The organism is Mesorhizobium sp. P2_F7 (assembly GCF_056403695.1).
Genome location: NZ_JBFUFA010000004.1, coordinates 1 through 13,779, shown reverse-complemented (window position 1 = coordinate 13,779; position 13,779 = coordinate 1). Strand labels below are relative to the sequence as shown.

13 protein-coding genes are annotated in these 13,779 nt (G+C 64.7%); 5 read left to right on the top strand and 8 right to left on the bottom strand.

The genetic code is table 11. The features are described 5' to 3' along the window. Positions 1–2 precede the first annotated feature (2 nt). From AC1DZ8_RS14055 to AC1DZ8_RS14045, 3 genes are read left to right on the top strand one after another with little or no spacing between them, the layout of a single operon-like run. A complete protein-coding gene (locus AC1DZ8_RS14055) occupies positions 3–725 on the top strand; it encodes a fimbrial biogenesis chaperone (RefSeq protein WP_477309396.1) in 723 nt (240 codons plus the stop codon). Beyond that, on the top strand, positions 697–3,114 hold the full coding sequence (locus AC1DZ8_RS14050; RefSeq protein WP_477309397.1) for a fimbria/pilus outer membrane usher protein: 2,418 nt from the start codon (positions 697–699) through the stop codon (positions 3,112–3,114). The genes AC1DZ8_RS14055 and AC1DZ8_RS14050 overlap by 29 nt, the downstream gene beginning before the upstream one ends. Before the next feature lie 14 nt (positions 3,115–3,128). Then, positions 3,129–4,082 (top strand): Csu type fimbrial protein, encoded by a 954-nt coding sequence (locus tag AC1DZ8_RS14045; RefSeq protein ID WP_477309409.1) that lies wholly within the window; start codon positions 3,129–3,131, stop codon positions 4,080–4,082. Here the strand turns inward: AC1DZ8_RS14045 and AC1DZ8_RS14040 are convergent. The 7 genes from AC1DZ8_RS14040 to AC1DZ8_RS14010 form a co-directional block, all read right to left on the bottom strand. Then, positions 4,076–5,056, bottom strand: coding sequence for a branched-chain amino acid ABC transporter permease (locus tag AC1DZ8_RS14040; RefSeq protein WP_477401058.1), 981 nt, complete (start codon positions 5,054–5,056; stop codon positions 4,076–4,078). The two genes, AC1DZ8_RS14045 and AC1DZ8_RS14040, sit on opposite strands and share 7 nt — an antisense overlap. 1 nt (position 5,057) lies before the next feature. Beyond that, a complete protein-coding gene (locus AC1DZ8_RS14035) occupies positions 5,058–5,945 on the bottom strand; it encodes a branched-chain amino acid ABC transporter permease (protein ID WP_477309399.1) in 888 nt (295 codons plus the stop codon). A 4-nt stretch (positions 5,946–5,949) separates the two neighbouring features. Then, on the bottom strand, positions 5,950–6,654 hold the full coding sequence (locus AC1DZ8_RS14030) for an ABC transporter ATP-binding protein (RefSeq protein ID WP_477309400.1): 705 nt from the start codon (positions 6,652–6,654) through the stop codon (positions 5,950–5,952). Further along, positions 6,647–7,447, bottom strand: a complete 801-nt coding sequence (locus tag AC1DZ8_RS14025; RefSeq protein WP_477309401.1) for an ABC transporter ATP-binding protein — start codon at positions 7,445–7,447, stop codon at positions 6,647–6,649. Before AC1DZ8_RS14025 ends, AC1DZ8_RS14030 begins: the two co-directional genes overlap by 8 nt. Beyond that, positions 7,444–8,652, bottom strand: a complete 1,209-nt coding sequence (locus tag AC1DZ8_RS14020) for an ABC transporter substrate-binding protein (protein WP_477309402.1) — start codon at positions 8,650–8,652, stop codon at positions 7,444–7,446. The genes AC1DZ8_RS14025 and AC1DZ8_RS14020 overlap by 4 nt, the downstream gene beginning before the upstream one ends. Positions 8,653–8,878: 226 nt before the next feature. After that, a complete protein-coding gene (locus AC1DZ8_RS14015; protein ID WP_477309403.1) occupies positions 8,879–9,586 on the bottom strand; it encodes an SDR family NAD(P)-dependent oxidoreductase in 708 nt (235 codons plus the stop codon). Positions 9,587–9,919: 333 nt separating this feature from the next. Next, positions 9,920–10,516 carry a YdeI/OmpD-associated family protein gene (locus AC1DZ8_RS14010; protein WP_477309404.1) on the bottom strand — a complete coding sequence of 199 codons (597 nt, stop codon included), beginning with the start codon at positions 10,514–10,516 and terminating at the stop codon, positions 9,920–9,922. A 170-nt stretch (positions 10,517–10,686) separates the two neighbouring features. Here AC1DZ8_RS14010 and AC1DZ8_RS14005 point away from each other — a divergent pair, with 170 nt between their 5' ends. Beyond that, positions 10,687–11,298, top strand: a complete 612-nt coding sequence (locus AC1DZ8_RS14005) for a hypothetical protein (RefSeq protein WP_477309405.1) — start codon at positions 10,687–10,689, stop codon at positions 11,296–11,298. 169 nt (positions 11,299–11,467) lie between these two features. On the opposite strand, the gene AC1DZ8_RS14000 is transcribed toward AC1DZ8_RS14005, so the two are convergent. Further along, positions 11,468–12,379, bottom strand: a complete 912-nt coding sequence (locus AC1DZ8_RS14000) for a S1C family serine protease (RefSeq protein WP_477282085.1) — start codon at positions 12,377–12,379, stop codon at positions 11,468–11,470. A 379-nt stretch (positions 12,380–12,758) separates the two neighbouring features. Here AC1DZ8_RS14000 and yghU point away from each other — a divergent pair, with 379 nt between their 5' ends. Continuing rightward, a complete protein-coding gene (gene yghU, locus AC1DZ8_RS13995; RefSeq protein ID WP_477309406.1) occupies positions 12,759–13,628 on the top strand; it encodes a glutathione-dependent disulfide-bond oxidoreductase in 870 nt (289 codons plus the stop codon). The last annotated feature ends 151 nt before the right edge of the window (positions 13,629–13,779 follow it).

The window sequence follows — 13,779 nt, the reverse complement described above, 5'->3', positions numbered from 1 at the left end:
TCATGCGATCCATGCTTTCATGCATCGGCGCCACGGCTGTTCTGTTGCTGTGCGCTGGGACGTCACACGCTGCCTCGCTGAGAGTGGCGCCGACAGGTCTCGAGCTGATCGCGCCCGACGCCTCGGCGGTTCTCAACCTCAGCAACGATGACACCAAGCGGCCGATCAATGTGCAGATCAGGGTCTTCGCATGGAGCCAGTCCGGCGGCATCGAGACGCTGACGCCAACCACGGACGTGGTCGCCAGCCCGCCATCGACTAAGCTCGGACCCAGTGCCCAATACGTGGTTCGCGTCGTGCGCGTCTCGAAGGCGCCGGTGCGGGCCGAGGAGAGCTACCGCGTCATCGTCGACGAACTGCCGGACCCATCTCGCAAGAGGGCCGGTACGGTTGCGCTTGCGCTGCGCTATTCGGTGCCGGTGTTCTTCCGCAACGCCGACGCAGCAGCGCCGGCGATCGCGTGGAGCCTTTCGCGCAATGGCGGCAGCCTGATGCTCACCGCCAGCAACAGCGGCGAGAGCCGCTTTCGCCTGTCCAACCTGACGCTGACCCAGGGCGCCAAGAAGCTCGGCAACCGCAACGGGCTTGTCGGCTATGTGCTGGGCGGCGCGACCATGCAGTGGCCGATCGGCAGCAGCAAATCACTGTCCGCGGGCTCCGTGCTTTTGAAGGCACAGAGCGATCTTGGACCCTTCGATGCCAAAGTTGCCGTCAAGGGCCGCTAGAACCGCGATTGTCGTCGCGCTCGCGACTTTCACACCTTGCCCGGCAGTGAACTCGCAAGAGCTGCCAGCCGTGACGAACCCTGAAGCGCCCGATCCTGTTCTGCCGGCCGGCCGCAGCCTCTATCTGGAGGTGTTCATCAACGACGTTTCGACCAAGCTGATCGGCAATTTCACCGAGATGGCGGATGGCGGCCTGGCGGCGACGCCGCAAGAGCTGAAGGACGTCGGGTTGAAGCCGCCGGAGGGTGCTGCCGACGCCGGCGGCCTGGTCAGGCTCGACCAGCTGGCCGACGTTTCGTTTCAGATCGATGAAGTGGCGCAGCGCCTCTACGTCACCGCCGCCAATGACAGCCGTGAGGCGCGCATCGTCGATCTCGGCTTGCGCTTGCAGGACCGGCCGGCGCCGCAATCGGGCTATGGCGCGGTGCTCAACTACTCGCTGTTTGCCAGCTCCAACACACTGTTCGACGGCGACAACGAACTGTTCCAGGGCGTCTCGGGCGGCTTCGACACGCGTGTGTTCAGCCCTTATGGAACGCTCAGCCAGTCGTTCATCGCCGGCTATTCCGACGGCAGGCTCGGCGGCTTCACAAGGCTCAACACGACGTGGAGCTATTCCGACCCCGACCGGCTGATGACCTACCGGGCCGGCGACTTCGTCTCCGGCGGACTGTCATGGACGCGGCCCGTCTTTCTCGGCGGTATCCAGGCGCAGCGCAATTTCAGCCTCCGCTCGGATCTGGTGACATTGCCCCTGCCCTCCTTCGGCGGCACGGCGGCGGTGCCGTCGACACTCGAAATCTATACGCAAAACGTGCGCACCTATTCCGGCGATATCCAGCCCGGACCGTTCCAGGTCACCAATCTGCCGGTGTTCACCGGCGCCGGGCAGGCGCAGGTGGTGCTGCGCGACAGCCTCGGGCGCGAGACCACCGCAACCTTGCCGTTCTATGCCTCCAGCATGCTGCTGCGGCAGGGCCTGCTCGACTTCTCCGTCGAGGCGGGCATGGCGCGGCGCAATTTCGGCATCTCCTCCGACGACTATGACGGGCGCGTCATGGGCGTCGCCACGGCGCGCTACGGACTGAGCGACAAGCTGACGCTGGAAGCCCATGCCGAGGGCGGTGCCGACCTGATCAATGGCGGCATTGGTGCGGCCTTCCTACTCGGGCCTTACGGTGCGGCGTCGATGGCTGTTGCGGGCAGCCATCATGACGGGCGCACAGGCTCGCTGGCCGATGCCAGTGTCGAATTCGGCTATGACGGCTGGGCGATCAAGGCGCACATGCAGCGGGCCTTCGGCGGCTATGAAGACATCGCCTCGGTGACGGCGCAGCCGGTTCTTGACCCTGACGACTTCACTCGTTTCAGCGCCGGCGTGCCGCGCGCGGTCGACCAGGTGACGCTCAGCGTGCCGATGCCGCTCGATTTCTCCAGCCTCAACCTCTCCTACACCCATTTGAAGAGCGCCGAGGGCGATACCAACCAGATCGTCGGCCTCTCCTACAGCCAGGCGCTCTTCAAGCGCAGCACGCTCTATGCCACGGCCTTTGCCGATCTCGACGACGACAGCAGCTATGGCGTGTTCGCCGGGATTTCGATCCCGTTCAACGACGACATCACAGCTTCGACAGGCGTCGAGCAAGGGCCTGACGGCCTCAATGTCTTTGCCGACCTCGCCAAGTCGGAACGGGCGGAGGACGGCAGCATCGGCTGGCAGTTGCGTACCTCGGAAGGTGAAACGCCCAACCGCTCGGCAGCCGTCAGCTATCACGCGCCGTTTGCGCGTTTCCAAGCCGGCGCCCAGCAATTCGACAAGGATTTTCGCGTGACCGGGCAGATGGACGGGGCCATCGCGGTGGCGGGCGGCGGCGTGTTCGCCACCAACCGCATCGACGATGCCTTTGCCGTCGTCGATGTCGGCACGCCTGACGTCGAGGTGCTGCATCAGAACAGGCCGGTCGGAAAGACCGACAGCAAAGGCCGCATCCTGGTCACCGGGCTCAACTCCTATGAACTGAACACGGTCTCGATCGACCCGAAGAACCTGCCCGTCGATGCCGATGTCCCGACAACCAAAGAGACGGTCGTCCCAGCCGACCGCAACGGCGTGGTGCTGAAGTTCGGCGTGTCGGAGGCGGCGCAGGCAGCCCTTGTGACGCTGGTCGATGCGAGCGGCACGCCGCTCGAAGCCGGACTGTCGGGGCGTGTCGACGGCGGCACCGAAGACTTCGTCGTCGGCTATGACGGGCAGGCCTACATCAAGGGCCTCGCCCGGCAGAATTCAGTGCTGGTCGATCGCGGCGACGGCAGTTCGTGCCGGGCGACGTTCCCGTTCGAGGCGGTGCGCGGCCGGCAAGTGACGATCAAGGACGTGGTGTGCCAATGACAATGCCGGGCCAAATGCTGCGCGTCGCAATCGTCGCTTTCCTGACGCTGCTGCCGTCGCTTGCCCTGGCGCAAACCTGCACCTTTACCGTCACCAATATGAATTTCGGCGCCGTCGACACGCTGCCGGGAACCGCGGCGACATCGACGGCCACGCTCAGCGTGACCTGCAGCGGCAGCTTGCCGTTGCTGCTGCCCATCCTGGTCTGTCCGCATCTCGCCGCCGGCACCGGCGGCGCAAGCTCGGCGGCGGCCAGGCAGATGCTGAGCGGCGCCAACAGCCTCGATTACCAGATCTATTCCGACCCGGCGATGAGCGTCGTCTGGGGCTCCTATGCCTGGGCCTATGCCTCGCGCCCGCCGCCGCTGACGCTGAGCCCCAGTCTGCTGGGCAACTCGTCCGGCACCTTGACGCTGTATGGCCGGGTTCCCGGTGGCCAGGCGACCGTTCCGCCCGGCACCTATCTTTCGACGTTTTCGACCGGGCCGGTCGAGTTCCGCTACCGGACAACCCTGTTGGGCAGCAGCTGCAACACCGGCGCGGGCACCCTGGCCACCTCTCCGACGTTCACCATCAACGCCACCGTTGCGGCCAATTGCCTGGTCACCACCCAGAACATCGATTTCGGCCCCAAGGGCGTGCTCGACGCCAATGTCGACGCCACCGGCCAGGTTTCGGTCACCTGCACCCCGTCGACCGCCTATACGGTGTCGCTCAACGGCGGCACGACAGGCGGCACGCCGACTAACCGCAAGATGTCGAAGGGCGCCGAGCGGGTGACGTACGGTCTCTACAAGGACAATGCGCGAACGCAGCCCTGGGGCGATGCGGGAACGCCAGGAAGCACGGTCGCCGGCACTGGAACCGGCGCCGCGCAGCCCCTCACCGTCTACGGCCGCGTGCCGCCGCAGACCACGCCCTCGGCCGGCGTCTATACTGACACGGTGGTGGTGACCATCACCTACTGATCGCGGCCGGCGCTGGCGGGCGCCAGCCACCGCGCGTAGATCTCGCCGACGATGCCGCGGCGAAAGACCAGCACGCAGATCATGAAGATCAGGCCGGTGGCGATGGTCACCGGGAAACCCGAGGTGGCGAGCGTGTTTTCCAGCCCGACGACGAGGCCGGCGCCGACGACGGGACCGACCATGGTGCCGATACCGCCGAGCAACGTCATCAGGATCACCTCGCCCGACATCTGCCAGGTGACGTCGGTGAGCGTGGCGAACTGGAAAACGATCGCCTTGGTGGCGCCGGCAAGCCCGGCGAGCGCTGCCGACATGACGAAGGCGGCGAGCTTGTAGCGGCCGACCGAATAGCCCAGCGAGATGGCGCGGGCCTCGTTCTCGCGGATCGAACGCAGGATCATGCCGAAGGGCGAATTGACGATGCGCCAGACGGCGAAGACGCCGATGAGGAAGACGGCGAGTACGACAAAATACATATTGAGGGTGACGTTGAGGTCGATGACGCCGAACAGCGTGCCGCGCGGTACGCCCTGGATGCCGTCCTCGCCTTCGGTGAACGGCGCCTGGACGCAGAAGAAGTAGAACATCTGCGCCAGCGCCAGCGTGATCATCGAGAAATAGATGCCTTGCCGGCGGATGGCGAGGAAGCCCATGACCAGTCCGAGCACGGCCGCACCGGCGGTGCCGAGCAGGATGCCGGCTTCCGGTGGCCAGCCCCAGTCCTTGACGGCGTAGGCGCAGAAATAGGCGGCCGCGCCGTAGAAGGTGGCATGGCCGAAGGACAACAGCCCGGTGTAGCCGAGCAAAAGATTGAAGGCGCAGGCAAACAGCGCAAAGCACAGCATCTTCATCAGGAAGATCGGGTAGACGAAGAAGGGCGCGGCGATGAGGGCCAGTATGGCCAATGCTATCAGCACCCGCTCAAGCCGAACGGAAGCGGCGGTGCGCTGCTCGTGAAGGGTCGCCTCGCTCATCTCAGGCATCCCTTCCGAACAGGCCAGCGGGGCGCAGCAGAAGCACGATCGCCATGATGACGAAGACGACGAGGTTCGATGCCTCGGGATAAAAGACCTTGGTCAGGCCTTCGGCGAGGCCGAGCATGTAGCCGGTGACGATGGCGCCGAGGATCGAGCCCATGCCGCCGACCACGACGACAGCGAAGACGACGATGATCAGGTCCGAGCCCATCAGCGGACTGACCTGGTAGACCGGTGCTGCGAGGATGCCGGCCAACCCCGCAAGGGCCGCGCCCAGCCCGTAGGTGAGCGTGAGCAGCAATGGCACGTTGACCCCAAAAGCCTGGACCAGCTCCGGATTCTCGGTCGCGGCGCGCAGGTAGGAGCCGAGCCTGGTCTTTTCGATCAAGAGCCAGGTGCCGATGCAGACGATGAGCGAAGCCACCACCACCCAGCCGCGATAGTTGGGCAGGAACATGAAGCCGAGATTGGTGCCGCCGGCGAGCTGCGGCGGCACGGCGTAGGGGTTGCCGGAGACACCGTAGTAGAAGCGGAACACGCCTTCGATGACCAGCGCCAGGCCGAAGGTGAAGAGCAGGCCGTAGAGCGGATCGAGCCGGTAGAGCCGCGACAGCGCCAGGCGCTCGACCGCCATGCCGAACACGCCGACGACGAGCGGCACCAGGACCAGTGCCGGCCAGTAGCCGATGCCGAGATGAACGAGCATCAGATAGCCGATGAAGGCGCCGAACATGTAGAGCGCGCCATGGGCGAAATTGATGATGCGCAGCAGGCCGAAGATGACGGCCAGCCCAAGGCTGAGCATGGCGTAGAAGGAGCCGTTGATCAGCCCGACCAGCATCTGGCCGAGAAGCGCCTGGACGGGGACGCCGAAGATCATCGTCATGGCGTCATACCCCAAGCACCTCGTGCAGCTGTTGCGTGTGAGCAGAAAGCTCGCTTACGGCAAATCCCTCCACCACCTTGCCGTGCTCCATCAGATAGAAGCGGTCGGCGATGCGGGCGGCGAAACGGAAATTCTGCTCGACGAGCAGGATGGTCATGCCGCGCCTTTTCAGGGTCGCCAGCAACTCGCCGATGCGCTGGACGATGACCGGCGCCAGGCCCTCGGTCGGTTCGTCGAGCAGCAGCATCTGCACGCCCGTGCGCAGGATGCGGGCGATGGCCAGCATCTGCTGTTCGCCGCCGGAGAGTTTCGTGCCGGGGCTGTTGCGGCGCTCCTTCAGATTGGGGAAGAGATCGAATATCTCCTCGACGCTCATGCCGTCCTTGGCCACCACCGGCGGCAGGATCAGGTTCTCGTCGACGGTCAGCGTGGCGAAGATGCCGCGTTCCTCCGGCACGAAGCCGATGCCGCAATGGGCGACGCGGTGCAGCGGCAGGCGCATCAGGTCGCCGCCGTCGAAAGTGACGCTGCCGCTGCGCTTGCGAACCAGCCCCATAATGGCGCGCAAGGTGGTGGTCTTGCCGACGCCGTTGCGGCCAAGCAGCGTTACCGTCTCACCGCGGACGACATCGAGGTTGACGCCGTGCAGCGCATGGCCCTCGCCATACCAGGCGTGGAGATCGCGCACGGCAAGCAGCGGCTCACTCATGCTCGGTCCCCATGTAAGCGATGCGGACACGCTCGTCCGTGCTCACCGTTGCGTAGTCGCCGGCGGCGAGCACCTGGCCGCGTTGCATGACGGTGATCCAGTCGCAAAGATCGGCGACGACGGTGAGGTTGTGCTCGACCATTAGCACGGCGCGGTCCCTGGCCAGCGAACGGATGATGCCGGAAATCGTGCCGACATCCTCGTGCCCCATGCCGGCCATCGGCTCGTCGAGCAAAAGCACCTTCGGATCGAGCGCCAGCGTGGTGGCGATCTCGAGCACGCGCTTTCTGCCATAGGAGAGATCGCCGGCCAGACGATGCGCGACATCGTCGAGGCCGACAATGGCGAGAAGTTCGCGCGCCCGCGGCGTCAACTGGTCGAGTGCGGCCAGCGAGCGCCAGAACTGGAAGCCCAGCCCGCTCGGTCGCTGCAGGGCGACGCGGACATTGTCGAGCACGCTCAGATGCGGAAAGATCGCCGATATCTGGAACGAGCGGACGAGGCCCATGCGCGCTACCCTGGCCGGAGGCGTGCGGGTGATGTCGCTGCCCAACAATTCGATCCGGCCGCTGGTCGGCTGCAGGAATTTGGTCAGCAGGTTGAAGATAGTCGTCTTGCCGGCGCCGTTCGGCCCGATCAGCGCATGGATCTGGCCGTGATGGACGTCGAGGTCGACATTGTTGACGGCGACGAAACCAGCGAAATCACGCCTGAGGCCGCGGGCGGAAAGCACCACCCGCGACGTGTCCTTTGTGCCGCCCGACTGGACAGCTACGGCTTCTACCGTCGTCACTTGGTGACGAGCGGGCAGCCGCTGTCTTCGGCCTTGATGAAGGCTTTGTCGCCCGGGATGGTCGCCAGATAGGTGTAGTAGTCCCAGTCCTTCTTCGACTCTTCAGGCTTCTTGACCTGGTAGAGATACATGTCGTGCACCATCGCGCCGTCGGCCTGCACCTTGCCGTTGGCGGTGAAGACGTCGTCGACCGGCAGTTCATGCAGCTGCTTGGCGACCGCCTCGGTCTCGTCGGTGCCGGCCTTGTCGATGGCCTTCAGGTATTGCAGCACCGCCGAATAGGTGCCGGCCTGGACCATGTTGGGCATGCGGTTGGTGCGCTTGAAGAAGCGGTCGGCAAATTCGCGGCTCTTGTCGTCGCGGTCCCAGTAAAAACCTTCGGTCAGCACCACGCCCTGTGCGGCCTGCAGGCCGAGCCCATGCACTTCGGCAAGGGTGAACAGAAGGGCCGCCAGCCGTTGGCCGCCGGCGACGATGCCGAACTCGGCCGCCTGCTTGATCGTATTGGAGGTGTCGAGACCGGCATTGGCGAGGCCAACGACCTTGGCGCCGGAGGACTGCGCCTGCAGCAGGAAGGAGGAATAGTCGGTCGAACCCAGGGGGTAACGCACCTCGCCCAGCACCTTGCCGCCGCTTGCTTCAACCACCTTTGAGGTCTGCTCCTTCAGCGAATAGCCGAAGGCATAATCGACAGTGATGAAATACCAGCTGTCGCCGCCCTGCTGCACCAGCGCACCGCCGGTGCCGACCGCCTGGGAGTGGGTGTCGTAGACCCAGTGGAAGCCATAGGGCGAGCACTGCTTGCCGGTCAGGTCGGCGGATGCGGCGCCGGTGACGATGTCGATCTTCTTCTTTTCCTTGGACAGCCCCTGGACGGCCAGCGCCACCGAGGATGTCGTCAGTTCCATGATCGCGTCCACCTGCTCCGTGTCGTACCACTGGCGGGCGATGTTGGAGGCGATGTCGGGCTTGTTCTGGTGGTCGGCGTTGACGATTTCGATCGGTGCCCCTTGCACCTTGCCGCCAAAGTCCTCGACGGCCATCTTGGCGGCCTCGACCGACCATTTGCCGCCGAAATCGGCATAGACGCCCGACTGGTCGTTGAGGATGCCGATCTTGACCTTGCCGTCGGAAATTTCGGCCGCTGCCGCGGGCATGGCGGTCGCCGCAAGAAGCGCGGCGGAGACGAGATAGGATGCTTTCACAGGTGGGTTCCTCCCTTGTGGCCGACGCCGGGAAACGCGGCAGCCTTGCAATGGTTCAACAGTTCCGTCCGGTTCTCGCTGAAAATCGGGCTGTCGCGCCCGCCACTCCTCCTGTTGCGCCCCTCCGCCCGGGTGCATCGCGAAGCCTAGCATCAGATTTCGCGTGGCGAGAATGCTATTTTCGTAGCATGGCGTGGGGGCCGAACGGGAAAGCCTGATCAGCCAATCACCACGGCAGCCTTTTGCCGTCGCGGAAGAAGCCGCCGGTCGGGCCGTCATCCGGCAAGGTGGCGGCCCAGACGATGCCGGCAGCCCCTTGCGCCACCGGACGTCCGCCGGGACCACCCATGTCGGTCGCCACCCAGCCGGGGCAGATGGCGTTGACCAGCACACCGGCGCCGCGCAATTCGGCGGCGAGAATGCAGGTCAGCGCGTTGAGCGTCGCCTTGCTGGTCGAGTAGGCCGGCGCGCCGGCGCCCATCGTGGCAAGCGATCCGCCCTCGGAGGAGACGTTGACCAGCCGGCCATGGCCGGAGGTGGCAAGCAGCGGCGCGCAGGCGGCAGCGACGCGCCAGGCGCCGAAGACATTGGTCTCGAAGGCCTCGCGGATCACCGTCCAGTCGGGTTTTAGCGCCCGCGCACGCGGGTCGTAATGGATGGCAGCGTTGTTGACGAGCACGTCCAGCCGGCCGAAGCGGCGCTCGATTTCGGCCGCTGCAAGGACCGCCGCGTCGGGTGCGGCGACATCCAGCGCGATGGCCTCCACCTCGCCGCCGAGCTGTCTTGCCGCCGCCTCGCCCTTGGCCAGGTCACGCGTGCCGAGCAGCACGGTGAAGCCGAGCGCCGCCAGCTGGCGGCCGGTCTCCAGGCCGATGCCACGATTGCCGCCGGTGACGAGCGCGACTTTGCCGGAATGGGGCGTGGGAGTGGTCATTGGCGGGGTCCTTGGTCCATATCGATCATTCCATCGAAGATGGCATGAGTGAGATCGAATGATTAGGCGTGGGGAGCGCAATCATCGTGCGGTGCGGTGCATGAATGGCAAGCAGTCGGTGAGAGAGGTCGAGTTCCGTCACACCCCCCTCTGTCCTGCCGGACATCTCCCCCTCAAGGGGGGAGATTGGCAGCTCCGCCGATGATGCCCTTCTCGCAACGGTTGTGATTGGCGAAAGCCATTGAGTGCTAATCTCCCCCCTTGAGGGGGAGATGGCCGGCAGGCCAGAGGGGGGTGCTCAAGCGCGAGCTTATCAAGGGGCGGGCGAGCCCCTCACCTCCTCTGCGGATAGATCGTCTCGCCGCGCTTCAGCATCTCGACAAAAGCCTCGATCTTCTTCTTGCGCCCCGCCTCGGTCTTCATATTGTGCGTTCGAAACGCCAGCGCGAAGCGGTTCTGGGCGGAGAGTTTTGCCAGCATCGCTTTCGCCTCAGGTTCGGCATCGATGGCGGCCTGCAGATCGTCGGGGATCTTCATGTCTTTGCCTGAGGCATAGGCGCGGTCCCAGCGGCCGTCGGCCTTGGCCGCCTCGACCTGTCGCAACCCGTGCTCGGTCATGCGCCCCTCCTCGATGAGACGAGCGACATTGTCGATGTTGATCTTGCTCCAGATGCTCTTCTTGCCGCGCGGCGTGTAGCGCTGCAGAAAGCTCTTGTCGTCGAGCGATTTGCGTATGGCGTCGATCCAGCCGAAGCACAGCACCACGTCGATGGCCTGTTTGGGCGTGATCGAGGCGAGGCCGGAGCCGACCTTGTGCACCTTGATCCAGACGTCGCTCTCCTCGGCGTGGTTCTCGCGCAGCCAGGCATAGAAACTTTCCGGATCGGGAAATTCGCGAACCTTTTGCGGATCGACCTTGAACGGCGCCATCATCACCTCGTTTGTTGCCGGACCGGCTCTATCGGCTGTCGATGCCAGTTTCTGTCAGCAGCGTCGATAACCCCCTAGCGTATTTCGGAGTTGGCTTGCGCCGCAGCCGACGCCCATGGCAGGTTCCCTGCTCGTCGCGCCAGGCAAGGCTGCAATTCGGGGGACACGCCATGCGATCGCTGTTGTTGAGCCTGGCGCTTTTGCTGCCGACCGCCGCGCTCGCCGAACCCATCGAAAGCCAGAAGATCATCACGGCGCTCACCGGCGACTTCAACGGCGATGGCGCCCCCGATCTGGCGATGATCGTCGAGACCGAGCCCGACAATGCCATGGACATGCATTTCTTCCTGCGGGACAAGGAGCACAATTTCCTCAAACCCGCCGGCATCGTGCATCAGCAGATCAACGGCGAATGGAACGACTACGACCAGCCGCACTATGAGGGCTCCAACATCGAGCCGGAGCTGAGCGCGCTGCCGAACGGCTCGATCAAGCTCACCATGCCGGGGCTGATCGGCGCCGGCGAACGGACCAACATGACGCTGACCATCGCCTGGCGCAACGATGCCTTCATCGTCGCCGGCGTGGCCTATGACTATTTCCAGTTCCAGACGGACAAGATCGCCAGCAGCTGCGCCTACGATGTGCTGACCGGCAAGGGCACAAGCGTGAAGACGCAGGACGACGGCAGCAAGGTGGAAAACACCGTGTCGGTGGAGGGCCGGGTTGTGCCTTTCGCGGAGTGGGATGCTGCGACGGCTTTCAGTGCATGTGGGGATTGAGGTGGCGGCGGCGCCTTCCCTTCTCCCCTTGTGGGAGAAGGTGGATCGGCGCGCAGCGCCGAGACGGATGAGGGGTGTTCCAGCGGAATGAGACGTCGGCGTTCCCTGGAACACCCCTCATCCGTCGCCTTCGGCGACACCTTCTCCCACAAGGGGAGAAGGGGGAGCCCTACTGCAAATGCGGCTTCTTCAAAAAGCTGTTGCGGTCGGCCGATTTCACCCTGAGCCAGGTTTCGCGGCCGTCGCGTACCACCCTGAGAGGGATCTCCGACCCAGCCGGGTTCTGCCATAGCTTGCGGTAGAAATCGGCGAGACCGTCGACCTCGCCGTCGCGCACGTCGGAGATGATGTCGCCCTGGCGCAGGCCCGCCTTGGCGGCGGGGCCGCCTTCGGCGACGCTCATCACAATCACGGCGCCGTTCGACTCCGCCGAGAAAGCACCGAGCCACGGACGTGGCGGCTTCGCCACCTGGCCGCGCGTCAGAAGATCGTCGAGGATCGGCGTCAGCAGGTTGATCGGCACGACCATGTTGATGTCGGCCACCTCGCCGTTGCGGCTCATCTGCAACAGCAGCGAGCCGATGCCGAGCAGGCTGCCGTCCTGGCCGAGCAGCGCAGCACCCCCCCAGGACGGGTGCGCCGGGGCGATGAAGATCGCCTCGTCGAGCAGATATTCCCAATAGCCGGCGAATTCCTGCTTGGTGACGATATGCGCCTTGACCGAGCGGCCGGTGCCGTCGGCAAACACCACGGGGTCGCCGACCTTGGCTTTCTCGGCATCACCCAAGGCAACAGCCGGCAGGCCGAGCGGCGCCAGCGCCTGCACCAGGCCAAAGCCGGTCTCCTGGTCGTAGGCCAGCGCATGCGCCGGCACGACGCGGCCGTCCTGGTCGGTCAGCCAGACTTCTTCCGCCTCGGTGATGAGATAGCCGATGGTCAGCACCAGCCCGTCACCGCGGATAACGACGCCGCTGCCTTCCCGGCGTGTGCCCAGAGCGTTCGCCGTAAAGGCGTCGTCGGGCACCGTGGCGCGCACGGCGACGACGGAGCGCAAAAGCGGGGACAGGGGATCTATGGGCATGCTTTCATCCTGGCGGGCGGGGATTACCCTCTATAGGTATGCCGCGCTGCACGAGACGCAAGGGGCGCTCTTCCCTTCTCTCCTTGTGCGAGAAGGTGGATCGGCGCGCAGCGTCGAGACGGATGAGAGGGGTGTTCCAGCGGAGTGAGGCGTCGGCGTTCCCTGGAACACCCCTCATCCGTCGCCTTCGGCGACACCTTCTCCCACAAGGGGAGAAGGGAAAACCGGCACCACCATTGATAATAGTTCAACGGAAGTTGAACCTTTCTGAATTGCACCTATCTCTGTCAGTATCTACGTTCCGCCGACTTTTCCGCCATCAGTCTCGCGCCGGTTGCGCAAGTCGTTTCCGCCCCGCCAAACCCAAGGAATTCCTCGCATGACCGAATACACCCCGCCGAAAGTCTGGAGCTGGAAGAAAGCCAATGGCGGCACGTTCGCCAGCATCAACCGGCCGATTGCGGGCCCGACGCATGACAAGGTGCTGCCGGTGGGCAAGCATCCGCTGCAGCTCTACTCGCTGGCGACGCCGAACGGGGTCAAGGTGACCGTCATGCTGGAGGAACTGCTGGCGCTCGGCCACAAGGGCGCCGAATACGACGCCTGGCTGATCAAGATCAACGATGGCGACCAGTTCGGCTCGGGCTTCGTCGACGTCAACCCCAACTCCAAGATCCCGGCGCTGCTGGACCGCGGCGGCAAGACGCCGGTTCGCGTGTTCGAATCCGGCTCGATCCTGCTTTATCTCGCGGAAAAGTTCGGCGAATTCCTGCCGACCGAACAGCCGGCGCGCGCGGAAACCTTGTCCTGGCTGTTCTGGCAGATGGGCTCGGCCCCCTATCTCGGCGGCGGTTTCGGCCATTTCTATGCCTATGCGCCGGAAAAATTCGAATACGCCATCGACCGCTTCGCCATGGAGACCAAGCGCCAGCTCGACGTTCTCGACCGGCGGCTGGCCGAGACCGAATATCTCGGCGGCGCGGGCTACTCGATCGCCGACATGGCGGTGTGGCCCTGGTATGGTGGGCTGGCGCTCGGCCGCATGTACAATGATTCAGCCGAGTTCCTGTCGGTGCAGGACTACAAGCATGTGCAGCGCTGGGCCAAGGCGATCGACGCCCGCCCGACGGTGCAGCGCGGCCGCATGGTCAACCGCGCCTTCGGCGACCCGGCAATGCAGCTGCACGAACGCCACGACGCCGGCGATTTCGAGACCAAGACGCAGGACAAGCTGGTGGCGGCGGAGTGAGGCTGCCAATCTCCCCCTCGAGGGCAGGGCAATCGCATATGGACTCTTTCGAGGAATCGAACGGCGAACAAATCGGAATCGCGTCGAGAACAAACGTCGCGAGATTCCATCTTTGTTCCGCATATGCGATTCCCCTGCCCTCGAGGGGGAG